The sequence below is a fragment of the Flavobacterium limnosediminis JC2902 genome (assembly GCF_000498535.1).
Taxonomy (GTDB): Bacteria; Bacteroidota; Bacteroidia; order Flavobacteriales; family Flavobacteriaceae; genus Flavobacterium; species Flavobacterium limnosediminis.
Window position 1 is genome coordinate 212,515 of record NZ_AVGG01000007.1, and the last position, 18,540, is coordinate 231,054.

Sequence of the window (18,540 nt, forward strand, 5' to 3'; positions counted from 1 at the left end):
AAAAAATTCATAACTTTATTTACGGTACCTAATTTTTGAACCATGAGTAAAGGAAAACTTCGGGAAGACAAAACATGCTTAAACTGTGGCACCATAGTGGAAGCCCGATTTTGCCCGGAATGTGGACAGGAAAACACCGAAACCCGCAAGTCATTCCATTACCTGTTCACCCATGTTGTTGAAGATCTTGTGCATTATGACAGCGGTTTCTGGAAAACCATTAAATACCTGCTCTTCCATCCTGCCCGATTAACACGGGAATATCTTTCCGGAAGAAGAAAAAGTTTTGTCGTGCCTATCAAACTGTATATTTTCATAAGTTTTGTAACCTTCTTCATCTCTGGTTTGCTGATACCCGTAAATAAAATGAATATTGGTGATGAAAAAGCCCCTGTTGTAATAAAAGAAGCTCCCAAAAAAGAAGGATTAAATATTAAGTACACCAATAATGATGCCCCTATCGTAATAAAAGAAACACCTGGGAATGAAGGATTGAATATTAATTTTACCAATGACAGCCTGCCCAAACAAAAAAACATAGTAAAAGTTGATGAATATGGCTGGATGGCCGGTTTTAAATCGGTACGCGAACTCGATTCGGTTCAGAAATCACTTCCTGAAAAAGACAGATTATCAAAACTGCACTATTGGTTTACCAAAAGAATGGTTTCGATTGCCGAACACAATACGATGCGGGAAGCCTTCAAAAAGGGAGTAGAACTTTTTATACGGAATTTACCCAAAGTCCTTTTTCTCTACATGCCTCTTTTTGCTTTTTGGTTGTGGTTACTCCATGGAAAAAAGCGTTGGTATTATTTTGATCACGGCATTTTTACCTTACACTATTTTTCATTTCTGCTTTTACTGACAAGTATTTTTATGCTGTTGGAATGGCTTTTAAGTATGAGTGATTGGCTCATATTCGGAATTATTCAGGGACTACTGATGACAGTTTACATGTTTTGGCCGATAATTTATTTTTACAAAGCCCATAAAAGACTCTATGGCGAAAGCAAAATAATTTCTTTTATAAAAAGTTCCTGTTTATTCATGACCAATAGCATCACCCTTTTAATCATTCTTATACTTTACAGTTTATATACTTTCATCAGCATTCATTAAATAAACTATTTTTTTTTGAAACAAAATCTGCGTTTTAGCTACTAATGAAAAAATACAATGTCTATATGAAAAAGATAATCCTTCTGAGTTTAGCCCTTTCGTTAAGTTTTGCGAGTTGTACTTCGCAACAGAAACTGGCTGAAAGTAAAAAAAGTTCACCTGACACCTATCTTAATTCCATAAGTCCGGACAACTTAAAGAAAAACCTTTATGTAATCGCTTCGGATGAAATGGAAGGTCGAAATACCGGAGAACCAGGTCAGAAAAGAGCTGGGGAATACATTATCAACCAGTACAAAAAAATGGGTATCTCTTTTCCGAAAGGAGCCGACAGTTTCTACCAGAGAGTTCCGTCTGAATACATGAAAAAAGGTTTCAGTCCGAAATTAAATGATTCTGAAAACATCTGGGCATTTATTGAAGGTTCTGAAAAACCCGATGAAATTTTAGTGATTTCCGCACATTACGATCATGTGGGGATGAAAAACGGAGAAGTGTACAATGGTGCCGATGACGACGGATCAGGAACGGTTGGTGTGATGGAAATTGCGAAAGCGTTTATGGAAGCCAAGAAAGCCGGACACGGACCAAAACGTTCCATTTTATTCCTTCATGTTACAGGGGAAGAACACGGACTTCACGGTTCAAGATATTATTCAGAGAATCCGTTGTTTCCGCTTGCCAATACCATTGCGGATATCAATATCGATATGATTGGTCGTCGCGATAACTTAAACCCGAATGATAACAATTATATTTATGTTATTGGTTCTGATCGCTTGAGTTCTGATTTACACCGAATGAACGAAGAAGCGAACAAAGAAACCGTAAACCTGCGTTTAGACTACAAATACAACGACAGAAACGATCCGGAACAGATTTACTACCGTTCGGATCATTATAACTTTGCTAAAAAAGGAATTCCGTCTATTTTCTTTTTCAACGGAATTCACGATGATTATCATAAACCAACAGACACTCCGGACAAAATAGAGTATGATCTGTTAGCCAAACGCGCCAAACTGGCATTTGCCTTAGCCTGGAAACTGGCCAACAGCGAAAATCGTCCGGTGGTTGATAAAGACGGTAAATAATAAAAAAGCTCCAATTTAATTTTGGAGCTTTTCATTTTATATCGATACACTTATAAATCTTCTTTTACCTCAGCATCAGGTGCATTTTTCTTTACCGATTCGATTCCGTTTTCACGGGCGGCAACCGATTCATACATCTCACTGGTTCCGATGGTTTGCCCGTTAGTGGCTTTTAAGTTAAAGTATGGTTTTCCGTTTTTCGATTCTAACCGGTCAAACCGTGCATCATCCTGCGAATTTTTCCTAACCGATTCGATTCCGTTGTCGCAGGCTGCTTTAGTGGTATACCATTCACTAGTTAAAATAACCTGTCCGTTACCTGCTTTTAAAACAAACAGGAATTCACCGTTTGCTCTCTTTGTAATTAAAAATGATCCCATGAATTTAATGTTATTGATTAGTAATTGATTACATCTAAAGTAGTAAGATTTTATTTAAAATTCAAGAAAAAAGTCTGTTCACAACAAAAAACTGCCCAGTAGTAAGTAAAACTTAACTTTTTCTGTGCTTTGTCAGATATTCTTGCCGAAAATTACTAAATTTATATGATTGTTTTTTCGGTCAATGTTATATAAAACACCGTTTTTTAACAGATAACAACATCCTCTTATGACGATCAACAATACTTCGGTCATACAAAAAATAGTACTTCTTTTTTTAGGGGTCGCCGGTTTGTATTACTCTAAAGTCTTTTTGATGCCTTTATTGATAGCAGGTCTTTTGGCAACGCTTTTTTTGCCTGTCTGCAAATGGATGGAAAAGAAGAAAATATCGAAAGGACTGGCCGTTTTTTTGTGCCTGCTATTATTGTTGTCTGTTATCTCCGGAATAGTACTACTTTTATCCCTGAAGGTTTCCGAAGTAATTGCAGACATCGCCGTCATAAAACATAAAATCATTGAAGCTATAGTGTATGTTCAGCAGTATATCTTTGACCATTTGGGGATTACTGTTGAGGAACAGTTTAAAATACTGAAAAGCGAACAGCCTTCATTCACAAGCATCGTGCAGCTAATCGCGGGCTCACTTGCCTATATTGTGACCAACTTTGTTCTGGTATCGGTCTATTTTCTTTTTTTATTATATTCCCGCGCTCACATCAAAAATTTTATCCTCAAACTTGCACCTGCTTCGCAACAAAGTGAATTGGAAAAAGTTATTTACAGCGCTTCCCACATATCACAGCAATACCTGATTGGAATTTCAAAAATGATTGTGTGTTTGTGGATCATGTACAGTATAGGCTTCAGTGCCATTGGTGTTAAAAACGCAATCTTCTTTGCAATTCTCTGCGGCTTACTGGAAATCATTCCCTTTATCGGAAACATAACCGGCACCACGCTTACTGTATTGGTTTCTGCATTGCACGGCGCCAGTTTTCCCATGCTTGGCGGAATTATTGCTATTTATGCCGTAATTCAGTTCATTCAGGGTTTTGTGCTTGAACCGTTAATCGTTGGGCCGCAAGTAAAAATCAATTCACTTTTTACCATAATAGCCCTTGTACTTGGGCAGCTGCTCTGGGGAATTCCGGGTATCATCCTCGCCATCCCGATTACCGCCATAATTAAAATCCTGTGCGACCATATCGAGCCGCTAAAACCCTACGGATTTTTGATCGGGGAAACCAATAAAAAACACAACTCACTGATTACCAAAATCATACAATTAAAGCAAAAAATTCACAAGTAATACAATTGAATCATAATTATATCACATTTACAAAGAGATAAGCAGCAATTACTGCTTTAATTTCCTAACTTTACACCTGAAAATTACATCTTCGTTCTAATTTTTAGGAGAGATTGCCTCAAACACAATTTAACCGGAATAACAGAAACCATTTTACAAACGGGTATTGTCATCACAACCAATACAGCGTTTAGTGCGATTCTTTCTGTCATTGGTGGTTTATGTTCTTGAGGCAATTTTTTTTGTTTATTGAAAATCGAAATTAATAACGAATCCAAAACAAAGTATAACCTACTATTTACGAAAAACATAACTCTTCATTTGAATTGTACAACCTATTTTATCTTTTGGTTTACAGAACAGAAAACTAAACAGTAAAAGAAATGAAAAAATCAATATTCATTCCGGTAATAACAATTTTTACGGCAGGAATGATAGTAATAAACTGTAAATCGGACTCTGCCGATTATGATACAGAAGTCGATGAAATAACACGAGAAGGAATACAGGAAGCCGCAAAAATAGCTGAGGAAGACTCCATCTTAGAAGAGATGCGGAACAAAAAGATTATCGAAGATGACAAGGTAGCGTGGGCCGCCTATAAAGCTGAAACCGATACGAAAATCAAAGCCTATGAAAAACGCATCAGCAATTTGAAATCGGAAATAAAAAAAGCAACTAAAAAAGACGATGATGCCTATCTGAAAAATGTGGATCGGATTGAAAAGAAAAACGCCGAATTAAACACAAAACTTAACAGTTACCTCATTAGTACCGAAAGCGATTGGGAGGACTTTAAAACGGAGTTAGATTATGAATTGGAGGAACTTGGAAAGTCAATCAATAATTTGAAAAATGACCAAAATAAATCTGATAAATAATAAAGCTTTGGGTTTACCCGAAACTTTTCATCAGCATAACGGTTTAATTATCACAGCACTCATGGTATAATCCTAAAGATTGCTTCCTAAATTAAATCGCCAATTTGGTTTTAAAATTTTCAATTTGTCGTCGGTGCCGCAAAATGTGTACGATGGCATGCTCAAACAATTGCTCAATATCGTAAAACTGCCCCCAAGAAGTTTTCATTTTTTCCGGCTCGCTGAATCGTTCCAGGTCTTCATCGTAAATCTCCTTAAAGGTTTCATCTGTAAACTGCAGCACAGTATTCAAGTCGGTTATGTAATCTTCCGCCGATTTACGAATTAATTTTTGGGGACGTTCCGCAGTATCGTTTTTCGAGTTCCGGATGTAAACGCAATACCCGTATCCGGAATTCACAACATGTGCAAGTACCGTCTGAATCGATTTACAATCCTCGTCGCGGGTTTCAGCATCTGCAATTAAAGCAAGGTTTTCGTCAGAAATATTCCGAATCACATTTTGCAGCTCCAAAATCGCTTTTTTATATTCCGAAAGTAAAGCGTTAACCGCATTTTTTTTCATTTTCACAATATACCTATTTAAGTCAGCCTGTTCTTTTAATTCCTCTCTGATATCAAGCACTTTGCACCTATTTCAATTTCGTGCCGGGTTCCTCAATTGATTGGCTTATACACCAATAATGTCGGAACTTTGTCAACGGCTTCATTAGTGATTATCATGGTACCGTCACTGAGGAACGTTATTCCCTCCGCTTTTGCAAATAAATCCGCACTGAGCCGTTCCATGTAACTGATTTTTCCCTGCTCATTGATTACAAGAAGTAATCTGTCGGCCGCCGATATGATATAAATATCCGATGTTTTCGGGTGCACCGCCAAAGTTGAAGGCCGAAAATTGAACGATTTGACCCTTCCTTCCACTGTTGTATTTTGCTTTACAATACCGAATTCCTTGGCCGCTGTCTCCAAATCAATCGTATTTATACTAAAAGCAGGATTACTGTTCAGCTTGTTTTTTTCCAAATCAAATTCATAAATAAACCGCTCCGATTTGTAATCATGGTTCATGGGTTTACTTTTCGCAGCAATCAGCAAGCGGTTCTTTCTGCTGTCGAAGCAAAGTCCCTCGTTATTAGCCGTCTGAAGCTGAAGTACTGAATGAGAAACCCTTCCTGCCCCACCCGTTTTAAGGTTGAAATTTTCCCATTCGGTCAGACGACCGTCACTGCGCAGAATAAAAAGCGATTTTCCGGTGAAGGTCAGCCCTTCAAAATCACCTACACTGTCAAACTTATGTGTGGCAATAATCGAGTCGATCTGAAAATTATAAATAAATACGGTTCCGATTTCGTCCTGAACACAGGCAACATGAGCCAGATCAATATCCGTGAGTCCTGACACTTCGTTCAGAATGGCTGGCAACACACACTTTTTATTTGGCTGATTCAGATTGTACGGAATGCCAGAAGATGAACCTTCAATTGTTTCGGAGATACTCTTCTGAATTTTAAAATCGATAGTTTGCTTCATTGTTGTTTGCGATTCACAACTGGAGAAAATCAAACACAACACCATTAATTTATAAAATCTGTTCATGCTGCAAACGGTTTAATGAAGGGACAAAAGCCTGAATTGGCACTGATACCAAAGCATTATGACAACCTCTCGTTCAGGTTTACGGAGTCAGGGAGTTTAAAGTTACTCAAATTTGTTGTATCTCCGAATCAAACACACGAAAGAATTCATATTCAAATAGTTAATTAAAGACTTAAAACCTCATTTTTCATGAAACTACTTCCCGAGACTACCGTCTAGACACATCGCTAAAAAAATAGTATACAGATGATGCAGATTGAAAAGATTTACACTGATTTCATATTCTTATTAAAAAACTTAGCCACGAATTCACTAATCAATTTGTATAAATTAGTGAATTCGTGGCTAAAATATTTTTTTAATATTTGTGTCCTCACGGTAGCTTCTCGAGGCGGATTTTATCAATATAACGTAAAGGCTCATTTGCACACGATTCCAAAACACCGACACTATAAGCCTTTATTAACTGACAACATTCGGGCATGTCACTTTTGAATTACAATTGGATTTAAACAAGAACCACACTATCGGTATAAAAAGTGCGATACAGATGGCAAATAAATAATTTGCAGAAATAAGGTTACTGTTCGTCTGATTCTGTATGACATTGTGTAAAAAAAAGAAAAATACGTTGCCGCCCCAATGGATTCCTCCGGTAAGCCATAATTTTTTCGTATAAATTACCGGTATAATAAAAAGAATCCCTAAAAGAAAAATATAAAGCAGTGATTCCAGACCGTCATTTAAACGATAAATATGATTCAGCAGATAAATGATTGCCGAAATTACAATCAGAAACAGCGGTTTTACTTTAGTATTCAGATGAGCAAAAACGAGCCCCCTCGTTAAAATATCTTCGGAGAAAGAAGTGAAAAACACCCCAAAAGCAAAAGGCAAAACTGTTTTTACGGCGGTTGTAAAATCAGGAACACTTTCGATAGTTTCCACACCCAAAGCCAATGAAATAAGATAAGTACTTCCGTACAGCAGTATTCCTACTGCAATTCCGATTAAAAGCGGTTTAAACAATTTGGCTGAGAGTGGCAATCCCCATGCGGTTAATCCGTTTTTAGAATACCAGTTACCTAGAAGATATGCTGAAATAAAGAAGGCAAACTGAAATAAAAAGAATACCATCACATTATTTTCAAACATAATATAATATTCTGCAGCATGGTATAGCAGAAACAGTACAATGAAAGAAAGCAGAATTTTTGCGGTTTTGTTTTGTTTCAGTACAAATGTACTATCCTTTTGATTTTCCAATTTTAATTTCTTTTAGGGTTCTGTTCCCGAATCGGATTTAATATGTCAAAAATAAGAATTAAAAGAAATTATTTACAATTAAAATACTTCATTTATGAAAAATCAACTAAAGCTGTGAGCTCCCTTAGTTCCAAATTTTGTATGACGGCAAATAAGTTTCTACAAAACAGCGAGATAAAAACACAGACACAAATCTGCCTTTTTTTTTGTTTAATACCTACATACACTTCCCTTTATTCTCAAATACTTTGGTGTGATGCAACGTGATTTTCTCATGAAGATTCCCTAAATTAATTTTGAAATCATTCAGCGTTTGCCAATCAATGCAATAACATAATTTGCTTCCTGAAGATACGCTGCCTTTTAGTAAACCCGCTTTTTTTAAAGCCTGCAGATGGGAAAGAACTGTTGTTGGAGCCAAACCCATTACTTCTACCAATTCTTTTTGAATACAGTCGTCCTTAACTGCAATTTGCTCCAAAATTGCGATTCGCACAGGACTTGCAAGTGCTTTACATATTTCTGAGAGGTGTATTTGAGTATCCGAAAAATTTTTTTTATTCAAAATCATTCCGCAATATTACGATTAACATCCATAGTCGATGAAAACAAATCGTAAACAAATAGTTATCATATGGTTTTATTTGAATGAAAAAACATACCGCAATCCGGGGCTTTTGGAGGATGTACAAATCCTAAGAATCGTTGTTATAATTCTAAAGCTTCCAGCCTTTAAAAGGCTGGAAGCTTTAAATAAATTAAATAAAAAAAGCTCCGAGTTTCCTCGAAGCTTTTAAAGTAGTAAGGGTGAAAGACGGGTCTCGAACCCGCGACCTTCGGAACCACAATTTGAAATTTAAAATAAATCAACGGTTTTACAGGCTTTAAGCGATGTAATTAATACTATATTTTAATAAATCGTATGCGCAAAATGTACGCTGGAAATTATTGAAAAGAGGAGGCTGGTGGCGCTACTTCTTCGGTAACTATTTCCTCTTTCGGTGTATCTACCCCCAAGTTGGTAAGTTCGCCTCTTATTCGGAAAATTTCATCCTCCCATTCTTTTATCGTAGATTTTATAAAGTTTAATTGCGCTTGTTTTTCGCTTCTACTCCTTAATAATTGAAATTCAGAGTTTTTTACAAAATCTCTTCTTGAAGCTTCAAGAGAACTATAAGCGCGATCTAATTCTGCTCTTAACGCTTGTATTTTCAAATTCTTTTGTTCCGCTTCTTCACGTGCTTTCCTTTCCGCCTCCACTCTCTCCTGTTCTGCAATTCTCGCGTTTTGCTCGTCAATCAAATTTTGTTGATTCGAAATTTGCTGAGTATTGTCGATCGTCTGTCTTTCTATTACTGTTCTTTCATTATCGCTAAATGAAAAGAAAAGAATGACTGTAACTACAGTAGCAAAGCAGACAATTAACACTTTAGCCTTCGTACTATCTAATAACGTAGTTTTATTCTTTGAAGGAATATTTACTTGTGCTATCGGTGGTGGCGTTGCAGAATTATTTAATGGTGGAGGAATGCTTTTGAAAATTTCTCTAAGTTCCTCGTCTTCTCCTGCTTTAATCCAGTTGTCCAATCCCTCAAACCAAATCAGGGTATTTCTTGAAATATTTACATTCTTGAGTTCTTCGATTGTAACCGGTCCGGTTTGGATTCCGTTTATCTCATAGTAGTATTGCTTCATAATCTATTTTTTAAACTGAATCACATGACCATCATACCCATTACCATCTTTTCCTCTCGATAAAATAAAGCCATCCGCTTTAGGATAATTTTCATTGCATTTTTCTAACAACCTGTCTCTTATTTCACTATAATATAATCTTGTATAAGGATTAATATGAACCTTTCCTATCGTATCGTACTGCATAAGCGGTTTACTATCGGTAAACACACAAAGATTCTTAAATTTAGCTGATTCATAAACTTCAGCACTATTTCTTTTAATATCAGTCACAGCTTTAAAAGCAACTCCGGAGGTTACAACAACCCCAAGGAAAAAAGGTAAAATAAATTTCTTCATAAGTGTATAGTTAAAAAAAGGCAATAATTACCCATATTAATAGTAGTGTCAAATTTATAAGAAATTTTCGCTTTTCCAAACGATTTTTAATTTAGGCCGCGAATCTTCTTTTATTGGTACTTTTCAGTTTGGCATTTTCTTTTTTTAATCGTTCGTTATCGGCTTCCAGTAACGAGATATGTTTGTTTTTTAAATGAATGGTTTCCTTTAGTAAAAAAATGGTTTTATCGTAGGTATTAGCGGACTCGGGCATTATTTTAATATTGCATTTGGGCATGCAATATTACTACCTTTCCCCTATATGGCGCATCACCGAAATCCGGTATATTGCATCACCAAAATTGGTGATATTTAGGCCGAGTTACTTTTCTTGCTTTTCAAATCGGTAATAGTTTCTTTTAAACGCTCGTTTTCCGCTTCCAATAAAGCAATGATCTTATCTTTAGTTGCCATCAATTCATTTTCAAGACCGTAATGACTTTCCGGTTCTTTTGCAATATTCATTTTGGAAACTTCCGATAAAGGACGGTTTACAAAATCATCGATCGATATTTCAAAATTTTTACAAATTCTCTGAATCGTTTCAATTTTTGGAACTGAATTTTCCCTCACATAAGTTCCAATAACACTCTTTTTTAATCCAAACAATTCTCCAAACTCATCTTGCGACAAAAAATTCTTTTCATACAAATACTTGATATTCAGTCCTATATAATTTTTCATGCGATTTTTTATCGTTTTAATGCGATTTTTTATTGTTTATGCGATTTTTTATCGTAACATTGTCGTATCAAAATACAAAAAAATGCAAACTTTAAAACAATTCTTATCGGAAAGAAACGCAAAAATGAAAGTGCGTTACGATTCTTTATTAAAAGAAATGAAGCAAAAGGAAGCAATTGCAATTGTTGCTGCTGAATTTGATTTGGGCAATGAAATGGTTTATACAATTGTTCGCCGAAACAATACTAAAAACCGTGCCAATTAACATTATTTTGTAAGAAATGAAAGCAGAAACAGCATATAACGTAGCCATGTCCCTCCCTCCGGGTGAGTTGGAAAGGTTATTGACTATGCTGCAAAAGGAAGCAAAACCAAAAGAGCCAAAGCAAACGAAAAGAAAACAGGAGGAAGAAGTGGTTTGGACGTATGCAGAGTGTTATGAGAAAGTTTACAAATTACTGATGGACAGAAAAAAACGAAAAACAGCCCCGACGCCACCATTTAAAGCCAACCAATAAAAAAGAGCGCCAGGAACCACCCCAGCGCTCACCATTTAAAACCCACCATGAGGTGAGAAGTTTGTCAGGAACCACCCCGACAAAACAAAAGTAGCAAAAAATGAGCCATAATATAAAAGATTGCTGTAAAATATTACGACCACGTTAAAGATTGCATAGTCCCCCAGGTGAGGGCTGGCCGACTGGTTATCGGCCGATAGCCCTCCCATACGGGTGAAGCAGCAAGTTTTTAACACGATCTAAAGAATAGTGATAATATGATCCCGCAGGTGTTACCTGTACTATTCCTGGACGTTGAGGGCCGGCCGATTGATACCGTGCCGCTGCCCTCTCCCGATAGGTGAACAATGAAAAAATAAATGAGATTATGAAAACATTAGTAAACGGTCCCGATTTTACATTAATCATTTGGCCAACCAGTGAGAAAGAATTTAGCCGAAAACCGGAAATAAGGTTTAGGATCACAAATAAAACGGTTGTAGAACCGGGTACAGAATTACAAGTTGCAAAATCGAAAAAAACTACTACATTTCTGTATTATGTAATTCGGGAAATAGTTGAAGTTAAGGAAAGTGTAACCTCACCTAATCAGAATATCATAACCGCGAAGGTTGACCGCTTCGAAAAATAAAAAAACCATTTAAAACCAAAACCATGACTATGTTAAAAACCATTCCTATTCAGGAGGTGGGCAAACGTCCCACGCTTCACAGACTTCCAATTCTTTTACAACAACCTGTAGATCAGGTAACGAATTATCTTTGCGTTGCTGCAGTAGAATATCAGGAAGATACCAATAAAAACTACATTACCTTTCATTTCGATGAATATTTGCAAATGGAAATTAAAGCCATACTCGCAATTTTCGCCACCTTTCAATTCCGCATATCCTTTTTAAACCACAACCCGGCACAACGATTTTTAAAAATTTCCGTAGTTCCGAGTAAAGCTTTGTTGAATTAAATCACCATAAACCAATGATAGAGAAAACCACCATCGAATCAAAAAACCGAATAGAAGATTTTTTCATAAAAGTGAAGCATTGTTTTAAAATGTTGCGATCAAATGAATATGTATTTATAAATCTTGACTGCAAGAAAGTAGATATGATAGAATTGGATTCTTTAAACACGGATAGTGACAGCATTAAAAGGTTGTTTTCCTCATATCTTTTAAAATCCTATGAGGAAAAATACACTAAAGAGCAAATCGATAAATTAATGAGTGAAGTTAACGAAAGAACAAAATAATAAACATGGAAACACTACAAATCAGCAAAGAAAATGCAGTAAAAGCCTTTGAAGCAACTAATGCCAAAGGGAAAAAGTTATTATCTAATCTATTTGGCAAAAACGTATTTATCAAAAATATCAGGGAGCGAATCCAAACCATTCAGGACATTTTTGAATTAAACAACACTACGGAAGAAGCATTTAATGAAAAATGGAACGGTTTTGAACTACATGAAAAAGCCAATGCTTTTGAAATACTTATCGTAGCAGCTTATTGCGGAGGAGGAATGCCTGACTTTACAGACGATACGCGTAAATACTACCCTCGTTTTGTCATGGGTTCTCCTTCGGGTGTCGGTTTCTCGTACGACGTCTTCGTTTACTGGTATTCGTTTTCGTATGTCGGCGCGCGCCTTGTTTTTCATGGGCCAGAAGCTTATGAAAATATGATTGATGCCGTTGAAAAATTCTTACCTCAGTACCAACAATCAAGAACAACCTAATTACTAAATACGATGAAAAAATTCAACTCAAAATCAGAAGCTTTCGCCTCGCAAAATTTTAATCCGGATGATGTAAAAATTACAGGTGTTCCTGAAAGACATCTAAAAGCGGCACACGCATTTATCAACCTTTGCATTGCCCATGATGCCGTTAATCCTGAATTCGAACCGGATTACAGTGATTACCGTCAAGATAAGTACGAAAACATATTCGAACCTGGTTCTCCTTCGGGTGTCGGTTTCTCGTGCAGCGGCTGCGATCGCTGGAATGCGGGTTCGCTTGTCGGCGCGCGCCTTGTTTCTGAATCCCGCGAAGCCGGTAAGCATGTTGCAGAAATATGCCATGAAGATTATAAGGAAATGATGGTTTACCAAAGAAAAATTCAAACCAAATAATATTTTGAAAATGAAGGATCACAAAACAGTTGAAGAAATTTTTGCACTTGAAAATTTAGATGCAAATGCAGTTACAGTTACAGGAATACCTGAAAGACACGTTGAAGCGGTTATTGCCATTGCAAAATTATTTGTAGTGGTAGATCATGAAAACCCTGATTTTCAACCGGACTTTACGAAGTATGAACAAAGAAAATATTCACCTGTAGCCGACATGGGTTCTCCTTCGGGTGTCGGTTTCTCGTACTACGACTTCGTTCTCTGGAATACGTATTCGCTTGTCGGCGCGCGCCTTGTTTCTGAATCAAGAGAAAAAGCCAAAGCGATATTTGAAAATTACCCGGATTTGTACAAAGCTTTCATGGTGTATCAGAGAGAAATAAAATAAACAAAAGGGTTGTGTGGTGTTAGTTGCTGTAGTTCTCCTTCAGGTGTCAGTTTCTCGTACAACGACTACGATAACTGGAATACGAATTCGAATGTCAGCGCGCACCTATGTAAAAAATTAAAACATCACAGACCTTGCTCGCATAGCAAAAAACAACACTCTTAACAGGGCGCTGGTAGTTGAAAAACGAAAACGACCTTTTAAAACAAAGGCATGAAACGAATAGGAAATTTATATCATCAAATAACGAGTATCGAAAACCTTCGACTGGCCGATGCAATTGCTCAAAAAGGCAAACAACAGCAGTATGGTGTAAAGCTTCACAACAAAAACCGTGAAGAAGACCTCTTGAAATTACGGGTAACGCTACAGAACCGAACGTATCAAACATCAAAGTACGATATTTTCAAAGTGCATGAACAAAAAGAGCGTGAAGTATATCGGTTGCCCTATTTTCCGGATAGAATTACCCATCACGCCATAATGAATGTATTGGAATCCATTTTCGTAGCAAATTTCACGGCAGATACATACAGCTGCATAAAGGGACGTGGAATCCATAAGGCATCCAACAACCTTAAAAAGGCGTTGAAAGATGTTTCGGGTACCACCTATTGTTTAAAACTTGACATTAAGAAGTTTTATCCAAATGTAGACCACGATATTTTAAAAATGCTATTGCGTAAAAAATTCAAGGACACGGATTTACTTTGGCTACTGGATGAAATAATTGACAGCGCACCGGGTTTACCGATCGGGAATTATTTAAGTCAATACTTTGCAAATTTCTATCTGAGTTACTTCGATCACTGGATAAAAGAAGATAAACGGGTGAAATATTATTTCCGGTATGCGGATGATATTGTAATACTTTCTGACAGCAAGGATTTTCTACATGAGATATTGGCCGAGATCAAACAATATCTGTCTGAAAATTTAAAGCTAACCGTGAAAGGGAATTATCAGGTTTTTGCAGTGGAAGACCGCGGTATAGATTTCGTAGGGTATAAACATTACCACGAATATACTTTGCTTCGAAAATCAATCAAAAAAAGATTTGCAAGGGCAGTAAAAAAGAAGAAGCCTAAAAGTACAATTGATTCTTATTTAGGATGGGCGGTACACTGCAACTCAAATAATTTAATAAAAAAACTACTTTCAGATGAACAACTTCAAAGACTTCGGAATTAAACCGGTAATTGAAAATTTCACAGGAGATAAAATAAAAATTGAAAAGTTACTAAATCAGGAAATAATTGTTTTAAAATTTAGGATAGTACCATCAAATTATGAAGGGAAGCGACTGGATTTACAAATACAATTTAAAGATGAAATGCGGGTTGTTTGGACAACGGCAAAATACCTGATCCAAACCATAGAAAAAATATCAGAAGATCATTTTCCTTTTAAAACCACCATAAAAAAAGTAGATGAACATTTAGAGTTTTCATAAAAACATTGCCATTTAAAACCAACCAACCACCATGCAAAAAAGAACCAACGACATACAGCACGCCGGAATAATGGCGGCCGATCTATTCGGGAACGTAAAGGGTACGTCGCGTACCGGCCACGTACCACAAAAAGATAATTCACATACCACTCACGTACCACGTGAACGTAAATCACGTACCATTTCACGTACTATATTCCCGCAATTCACGGAGAATTCACGTACCGTATGTGCAATTTACCCTTATATAGATCAAAAAGCCTTTGCAGCAACAATGGATAATTACCGTATCCACATTGCAGAATACAACGAATTGATTCGTGAGAAAAACGAAGACATTAAAAGGCATAATGAAGTAGTTAAAAAAAACATTGAAGCCGGATTAAACGAAATGCAGATAGGTTTTAAAGCTATTTTTTTAAAGAAAAACGGCAAAAAAAGACCTGTAGAATTCAATGAATTGGCAGACGAATTCAATGCAGAACGTGGACTTTGTGTCGAAAAAAAGAACCTACTACTTGTTAAGTACGGTACTGAAGTTGTTTTTGGTCAAATTTTACACCTTTATTCTAAACAAATAGCTTCAAAAACAAAATTTTACATGGGGATTGGCACTACCGAAAAGCAATCGGTAAAGCCATTATCACTAAAATCAAACTACGTAACTGAATTACAAAGAAACGGTGTTCAAAGTATCGACGTTTGCAACAAGACGATACGCAATCATAGAGACCGTTTAGAGGAGGCCGGAGTTTTGACAAACTACTTCTTCGCCGGAATAAAAAGAGCCGTTAAATACGAAATTAACAGTCAAATTTTAGTTGTTTTTGACGCTTATTCGTCGACTTATGCTACTACTGAAAATCAACATGTTACGAATGAAAAAAAGAAAGTTTTACCTGTTTATTATAATGAGTGTACAAGAACTAATAAAATAAATATTAAAATAAAAGAGAATGTTGAAAACAATTCTCTGGATTTAGGAACGGCGCAAGCGCCTGATCTTTTAATTTCTTTTTTACAAGAACATGACCCGCAGGGTAAAGAAGTTTCACCAAGGGGCGCGGCCGAAAATGTTAAAGTTTTGCGCGATTCATCGGAAAAACTCAAAGAAACCCTACTTCACGAACAGGAATTAGCCGTGAGACTTGCCGCCGGAGAATTCAACTACTACCAACCGATTGATATTCGGGTCCTGTATCATGAAGCTTTGAACGGAACCATGACACGCGAGGAATTTAAAAGCCTTATTATTCAGGAATTTATGAAATCGGCAGCGCGTTTGTATCGCACTTCTTCCCCATTTGTTGGATCATGGAAAAAAGCAATCAACGCCTGGATGCAAAAAATGTTCATTGGCAACAATCACCTGTACCGTAAAGATTTGATGGTGGATAAATTGCAGGAATACCGTTGGAGACTTAACCACGCTCACAAATGGTTTACAAAATATGACGTAAAAACGCTTTATCCGGGTGATTATTTCGACTTCACACGTACCGAAGCTAAAGAAATAGGGTTCCAATACACCAAAAAAGCCTACTTGAAGCACAAAGCGTATCAGGAAGCGGCAAAACAAAAGGAAAATGAAGTTAACCGTAAGGCAAAACACCGTAAAGAGCGTATCAATTACGCTAAAAAATTCGATCAGGTATTCAAACGATTTTTCAATAACAGAATTTCTCTTAACGATTTGCTTGACTACGTAAAAAACAACCTGCCAAAGCAGTACGAAGGAAAATTAACCGAGCGTTTATTGCAGTTTTCAGCAACGAAATATACTTGTTAATGGCAGAATTTCTAAACCCAAACGAGCAATACAGCCGCAAAGGTAACATGATCTACAATGCAGCTATGGAGAAAGTGGCCACTTTAAAACAATGGTTCCCGGATATTCCAAAACTCACCGTAACCGGTATTGAATATCTTAATAAATATCAGTCATTATATCCTGATTTAGTGGAAATTACAACGTATGAACCTTTTGAACAACTAACATTATTCTAATATGAATTCATTAATACAAGTCCAGGATTACAATCTCGAATTAAAGACTGATCATTTTACTAAATGGGTGTATTCAGTAATAAATCCCAAGGAAACTACTTCTCTTATTTTTTGGATTGACCTTTTTTCCGGAGCCGGTGGTACCAGTTCAGGGATTCATTTTTCAGGAACAAACAGTTTTGTTGCAGCTTGTGTAAATCATGATCTTAATGCAATAAACTCACATGCTGAAAATCACCCTGATACACTTCATTTCATTGAAGATATTCGTGATTTTGAAGTAGTTATTAAACTAAGATATTTATGTAATAGACTTAGAGTAGAGTTTCCTGATTGCATCATTAATCTATGGGCATCACTTGAATGTACGAATTTCAGCAAAGCTAAAGGAGGACAACCACGAAATGCAGATAGCAGAACATTAGCAGAACACATGTTTATGTATCTAAAAGAGTTAAATCCGGATTATTTCTATGTTGAAAATGTTAGGGAGTTCATGGCATGGGGACCACTCTGTGAAAATGGAAAGCCAATTAGCAGAAATGCAGGCCGAGATTATATGAAATGGATAACCGAAGTATGTAATTACGGGTTTAAACACGACTCTAAAATTTTAAATTCTGCTGATTTTGGATCATATCAATCAAGAGAAAGATTATTCATCCAATTTGTAAAACATGATTTATCAATAGCATGGCCTGAACAATCACATACAAAAGATAAAATCGATAGTCCATTGTTTCCAATGGAAAAATGGAAGCCAGTTCGTGAAATATTAGACTTGGAAGATGAAGGAATAAGCATTTTTGAAAGAAAAAAAGAGCTTTCAGAAAACACATTGAAACGAATTTATGCTGGACTTCTAAAATTTGTCGCAAAAGGTGATTATGCATTTACCAAGCGTTATAATGGTGGTAAAATAAACCCTCATCAAAAAGTAAATTCATTGGACAAGCCAATGGGTACCATCTGCACAAATGGAACTCACGCTATAGTTACTGCATCACATTTAAATACCTATTACGGAAATGGTGGAATACATTCATTGGAATTACCTTCACCAACCGTAACGACTAAAGATAGGATTGCGAAGGCATCCACAATTTTTTTAGATAAGCAATATGGAACCGGAGTTGCTTCATCAATTGAAAAACCAATTGATACTATTACAGCGGTCCCTAAATTTTCATTGGTAAAGGCTCAAAATTTCATTTTAAATCCCGCTTGGGGAGGAAATAATACTGACGTAGAAAAACCTTGCTGTACCGTTGTTGCAAGACAAGATAAAGCCCCGCTTTACTTAGTAAATACTACTACAGGTGATTTTGAAATTCCAATTTATGATGATGATAATGAAACTATGGTGAAAATTAAGGAATTCATGGGTGCTTATGAGATTATTGATATAAAAATGAGAATGCTTAAAATCCCTGAATTATTGCAAATACAAGGGTTCCCAAAAGATTACAAATTAAAAGGAACTCAAACAGAACAAAAAAAATATATCGGAAATGCGGTAGAAGTAAATTGTGCAAAAGCATTAATACGAGCAAATTACGAAGCAATTTTACAATCAAAAAAATCAAAAGTCGCATAATTTTTTAACCATTTAAAACCACAAAAACCATGTTT

26 protein-coding genes are annotated in these 18,540 nt (G+C 36.3%); 17 read left to right on the forward strand and 9 right to left on the reverse strand.

All coding sequences use genetic code 11. From position 1 onward, the window contains the following. The first annotated feature begins 42 nt into the window (after window positions 1-42). Together FLJC2902T_RS08195 and FLJC2902T_RS08200 are read left to right on the forward strand one after the other, a co-directional pair. Window positions 43-1,122: a DUF3667 domain-containing protein gene (locus FLJC2902T_RS08195; protein ID WP_023579337.1), complete on the forward strand. Its 1,080-nt coding sequence runs from the start codon at window positions 43-45 to the stop codon at window positions 1,120-1,122. Between the two features lie 65 nt (window positions 1,123-1,187). Next, window positions 1,188-2,216: a M28 family metallopeptidase gene (locus FLJC2902T_RS08200; RefSeq protein ID WP_035678064.1), complete on the forward strand. Its 1,029-nt coding sequence runs from the start codon at window positions 1,188-1,190 to the stop codon at window positions 2,214-2,216. Window positions 2,217-2,266: 50 nt separating this feature from the next. Here FLJC2902T_RS08200 and FLJC2902T_RS08205 read toward each other — a convergent pair whose 3' ends face one another. After that, the gene (locus FLJC2902T_RS08205; protein WP_023579339.1) at window positions 2,267-2,596 is read right to left on the reverse strand and encodes a YegP family protein; all 330 of its coding nucleotides are present in this window, start codon (window positions 2,594-2,596) and stop codon (window positions 2,267-2,269) included. A gap of 229 nt (window positions 2,597-2,825) precedes the next feature. Between FLJC2902T_RS08205 and FLJC2902T_RS08210 the strand changes: the two genes are divergently transcribed. Both FLJC2902T_RS08210 and FLJC2902T_RS08215 read left to right on the forward strand, forming a co-directional pair. Further along, window positions 2,826-3,908 carry an AI-2E family transporter gene (locus tag FLJC2902T_RS08210; protein WP_035677858.1) on the forward strand — a complete coding sequence of 361 codons (1,083 nt, stop codon included), beginning with the start codon at window positions 2,826-2,828 and terminating at the stop codon, window positions 3,906-3,908. A gap of 383 nt (window positions 3,909-4,291) precedes the next feature. Next, window positions 4,292-4,789 carry a sll1863 family stress response protein gene (locus tag FLJC2902T_RS08215; RefSeq protein WP_023579342.1) on the forward strand — a complete coding sequence of 166 codons (498 nt, stop codon included), beginning with the start codon at window positions 4,292-4,294 and terminating at the stop codon, window positions 4,787-4,789. Window positions 4,790-4,880: 91 nt separating this feature from the next. On the opposite strand, the gene FLJC2902T_RS08220 is transcribed toward FLJC2902T_RS08215, so the two are convergent. From FLJC2902T_RS08220 to FLJC2902T_RS08255, 8 genes are all read right to left on the reverse strand, one after another. Further along, a complete protein-coding gene (locus FLJC2902T_RS08220; protein WP_035677860.1) occupies window positions 4,881-5,354 on the reverse strand; it encodes a DinB family protein in 474 nt (157 codons plus the stop codon). Between the two features lie 92 nt (window positions 5,355-5,446). Further along, the gene (locus tag FLJC2902T_RS08225) at window positions 5,447-6,388 is read right to left on the reverse strand and encodes an SdiA-regulated domain-containing protein (RefSeq protein ID WP_023579344.1); all 942 of its coding nucleotides are present in this window, start codon (window positions 6,386-6,388) and stop codon (window positions 5,447-5,449) included. 462 nt (window positions 6,389-6,850) lie between these two features. Then, window positions 6,851-7,654, reverse strand: coding sequence for a CPBP family intramembrane glutamic endopeptidase (locus FLJC2902T_RS08230; RefSeq protein WP_035677862.1), 804 nt, complete (start codon window positions 7,652-7,654; stop codon window positions 6,851-6,853). A gap of 217 nt (window positions 7,655-7,871) precedes the next feature. Next, on the reverse strand, window positions 7,872-8,150 hold the full coding sequence (locus tag FLJC2902T_RS08235) for a winged helix-turn-helix domain-containing protein (protein ID WP_162147680.1): 279 nt from the start codon (window positions 8,148-8,150) through the stop codon (window positions 7,872-7,874). A 449-nt stretch (window positions 8,151-8,599) separates the two neighbouring features. Continuing rightward, the gene (locus tag FLJC2902T_RS08245) at window positions 8,600-9,349 is read right to left on the reverse strand and encodes a DUF4339 domain-containing protein (RefSeq protein WP_023579347.1); all 750 of its coding nucleotides are present in this window, start codon (window positions 9,347-9,349) and stop codon (window positions 8,600-8,602) included. Window positions 9,350-9,352: 3 nt separating this feature from the next. Then, on the reverse strand, window positions 9,353-9,688 hold the full coding sequence (locus FLJC2902T_RS08250) for a hypothetical protein (protein ID WP_023579348.1): 336 nt from the start codon (window positions 9,686-9,688) through the stop codon (window positions 9,353-9,355). Between the two features lie 91 nt (window positions 9,689-9,779). Beyond that, window positions 9,780-9,941: a hypothetical protein gene (locus FLJC2902T_RS16235; protein ID WP_023579349.1), complete on the reverse strand. Its 162-nt coding sequence runs from the start codon at window positions 9,939-9,941 to the stop codon at window positions 9,780-9,782. Window positions 9,942-10,039: 98 nt separating this feature from the next. Continuing rightward, window positions 10,040-10,411 (reverse strand): helix-turn-helix domain-containing protein, encoded by a 372-nt coding sequence (locus tag FLJC2902T_RS08255; protein ID WP_023579350.1) that lies wholly within the window; start codon window positions 10,409-10,411, stop codon window positions 10,040-10,042. 82 nt (window positions 10,412-10,493) lie between these two features. On the opposite strand from FLJC2902T_RS08255, the gene FLJC2902T_RS08260 reads away from it, so the two are divergent. From FLJC2902T_RS08260 to FLJC2902T_RS08320, 13 genes are all read left to right on the forward strand, one after another. After that, window positions 10,494-10,676: a hypothetical protein gene (locus FLJC2902T_RS08260; RefSeq protein WP_023579351.1), complete on the forward strand. Its 183-nt coding sequence runs from the start codon at window positions 10,494-10,496 to the stop codon at window positions 10,674-10,676. Between the two features lie 16 nt (window positions 10,677-10,692). Further along, the gene (locus FLJC2902T_RS08265) at window positions 10,693-10,929 is read left to right on the forward strand and encodes a hypothetical protein (RefSeq protein ID WP_023579352.1); all 237 of its coding nucleotides are present in this window, start codon (window positions 10,693-10,695) and stop codon (window positions 10,927-10,929) included. Window positions 10,930-11,296: 367 nt separating this feature from the next. Next, window positions 11,297-11,560: a hypothetical protein gene (locus tag FLJC2902T_RS08270; protein WP_023579353.1), complete on the forward strand. Its 264-nt coding sequence runs from the start codon at window positions 11,297-11,299 to the stop codon at window positions 11,558-11,560. A 23-nt stretch (window positions 11,561-11,583) separates the two neighbouring features. Next, entirely contained in the window at window positions 11,584-11,892 is a 309-nt protein-coding gene (locus tag FLJC2902T_RS08275; protein ID WP_023579354.1) for a hypothetical protein, read from the forward strand. A 14-nt stretch (window positions 11,893-11,906) separates the two neighbouring features. Next, window positions 11,907-12,179, forward strand: coding sequence for a hypothetical protein (locus FLJC2902T_RS08280; protein WP_023579355.1), 273 nt, complete (start codon window positions 11,907-11,909; stop codon window positions 12,177-12,179). Window positions 12,180-12,184: 5 nt separating this feature from the next. Next, entirely contained in the window at window positions 12,185-12,664 is a 480-nt protein-coding gene (locus FLJC2902T_RS08285) for a hypothetical protein (RefSeq protein ID WP_023579356.1), read from the forward strand. A 12-nt stretch (window positions 12,665-12,676) separates the two neighbouring features. After that, entirely contained in the window at window positions 12,677-13,060 is a 384-nt protein-coding gene (locus tag FLJC2902T_RS08290; protein ID WP_023579357.1) for a hypothetical protein, read from the forward strand. A gap of 10 nt (window positions 13,061-13,070) precedes the next feature. Beyond that, complete coding sequence (locus FLJC2902T_RS08295; protein ID WP_035677883.1) at window positions 13,071-13,448, forward strand: hypothetical protein; 378 nt, start codon at window positions 13,071-13,073, stop codon at window positions 13,446-13,448. Window positions 13,449-13,661: 213 nt separating this feature from the next. Further along, on the forward strand, window positions 13,662-14,639 hold the full coding sequence (locus tag FLJC2902T_RS08300; RefSeq protein ID WP_023579359.1) for an RNA-directed DNA polymerase: 978 nt from the start codon (window positions 13,662-13,664) through the stop codon (window positions 14,637-14,639). Then, window positions 14,611-14,901, forward strand: coding sequence for a hypothetical protein (locus tag FLJC2902T_RS08305; RefSeq protein WP_035677885.1), 291 nt, complete (start codon window positions 14,611-14,613; stop codon window positions 14,899-14,901). Before FLJC2902T_RS08300 ends, FLJC2902T_RS08305 begins: the two co-directional genes overlap by 29 nt. A gap of 31 nt (window positions 14,902-14,932) precedes the next feature. Further along, complete coding sequence (locus FLJC2902T_RS08310; RefSeq protein ID WP_035677889.1) at window positions 14,933-16,690, forward strand: hypothetical protein; 1,758 nt, start codon at window positions 14,933-14,935, stop codon at window positions 16,688-16,690. Continuing rightward, the gene (locus FLJC2902T_RS08315) at window positions 16,690-16,908 is read left to right on the forward strand and encodes a hypothetical protein (RefSeq protein ID WP_035677892.1); all 219 of its coding nucleotides are present in this window, start codon (window positions 16,690-16,692) and stop codon (window positions 16,906-16,908) included. Before FLJC2902T_RS08310 ends, FLJC2902T_RS08315 begins: the two co-directional genes overlap by 1 nt. 1 nt (window position 16,909) lies before the next feature. Then, window positions 16,910-18,505: a DNA cytosine methyltransferase gene (locus FLJC2902T_RS08320; protein WP_081712545.1), complete on the forward strand. Its 1,596-nt coding sequence runs from the start codon at window positions 16,910-16,912 to the stop codon at window positions 18,503-18,505. Window positions 18,506-18,540: the final 35 nt, after the last annotated feature.

Bases quoted from the DNA above. Each gene is read 5' to 3' on its own strand.
- FLJC2902T_RS08225 (WP_023579344.1), bottom strand. From the start codon at position 6,388: ATGAACAGATTTTATAAATTAATGGTGTTGTGTTTGATTTTCTCCAGT.
- FLJC2902T_RS08250 (WP_023579348.1), bottom strand. From the start codon at position 9,688: ATGAAGAAATTTATTTTACCTTTTTTCCTTGGGGTTGTTGTAACCTCC.
- FLJC2902T_RS08210 (WP_035677858.1), top strand. From the start codon at position 2,826: ATGACGATCAACAATACTTCGGTCATACAAAAAATAGTACTTCTTTTT.
- FLJC2902T_RS08300 (WP_023579359.1), top strand. From the start codon at position 13,662: ATGAAACGAATAGGAAATTTATATCATCAAATAACGAGTATCGAAAAC.
- FLJC2902T_RS08195 (WP_023579337.1), top strand. From the start codon at position 43: ATGAGTAAAGGAAAACTTCGGGAAGACAAAACATGCTTAAACTGTGGC.
- FLJC2902T_RS08270 (WP_023579353.1), top strand. From the start codon at position 11,297: ATGAAAACATTAGTAAACGGTCCCGATTTTACATTAATCATTTGGCCA.
- FLJC2902T_RS08285 (WP_023579356.1), top strand. From the start codon at position 12,185: ATGGAAACACTACAAATCAGCAAAGAAAATGCAGTAAAAGCCTTTGAA.
- FLJC2902T_RS08205 (WP_023579339.1), bottom strand. From the start codon at position 2,596: ATGGGATCATTTTTAATTACAAAGAGAGCAAACGGTGAATTCCTGTTT.
- FLJC2902T_RS08220 (WP_035677860.1), bottom strand. From the start codon at position 5,354: ATGAAAAAAAATGCGGTTAACGCTTTACTTTCGGAATATAAAAAAGCG.
- FLJC2902T_RS08215 (WP_023579342.1), top strand. From the start codon at position 4,292: ATGAAAAAATCAATATTCATTCCGGTAATAACAATTTTTACGGCAGGA.
- FLJC2902T_RS08275 (WP_023579354.1), top strand. From the start codon at position 11,584: ATGACTATGTTAAAAACCATTCCTATTCAGGAGGTGGGCAAACGTCCC.
- FLJC2902T_RS08245 (WP_023579347.1), bottom strand. From the start codon at position 9,349: ATGAAGCAATACTACTATGAGATAAACGGAATCCAAACCGGACCGGTT.
- FLJC2902T_RS08305 (WP_035677885.1), top strand. From the start codon at position 14,611: ATGAACAACTTCAAAGACTTCGGAATTAAACCGGTAATTGAAAATTTC.
- FLJC2902T_RS16235 (WP_023579349.1), bottom strand. From the start codon at position 9,941: ATGCCCGAGTCCGCTAATACCTACGATAAAACCATTTTTTTACTAAAG.
- FLJC2902T_RS08200 (WP_035678064.1), top strand. From the start codon at position 1,188: ATGAAAAAGATAATCCTTCTGAGTTTAGCCCTTTCGTTAAGTTTTGCG.
- FLJC2902T_RS08315 (WP_035677892.1), top strand. From the start codon at position 16,690: ATGGCAGAATTTCTAAACCCAAACGAGCAATACAGCCGCAAAGGTAAC.
- FLJC2902T_RS08280 (WP_023579355.1), top strand. From the start codon at position 11,907: ATGATAGAGAAAACCACCATCGAATCAAAAAACCGAATAGAAGATTTT.
- FLJC2902T_RS08255 (WP_023579350.1), bottom strand. From the start codon at position 10,411: ATGAAAAATTATATAGGACTGAATATCAAGTATTTGTATGAAAAGAAT.
- FLJC2902T_RS08265 (WP_023579352.1), top strand. From the start codon at position 10,693: ATGAAAGCAGAAACAGCATATAACGTAGCCATGTCCCTCCCTCCGGGT.
- FLJC2902T_RS08295 (WP_035677883.1), top strand. From the start codon at position 13,071: ATGAAGGATCACAAAACAGTTGAAGAAATTTTTGCACTTGAAAATTTA.
- FLJC2902T_RS08310 (WP_035677889.1), top strand. From the start codon at position 14,933: ATGCAAAAAAGAACCAACGACATACAGCACGCCGGAATAATGGCGGCC.
- FLJC2902T_RS08290 (WP_023579357.1), top strand. From the start codon at position 12,677: ATGAAAAAATTCAACTCAAAATCAGAAGCTTTCGCCTCGCAAAATTTT.
- FLJC2902T_RS08260 (WP_023579351.1), top strand. From the start codon at position 10,494: ATGCAAACTTTAAAACAATTCTTATCGGAAAGAAACGCAAAAATGAAA.
- FLJC2902T_RS08320 (WP_081712545.1), top strand. From the start codon at position 16,910: ATGAATTCATTAATACAAGTCCAGGATTACAATCTCGAATTAAAGACT.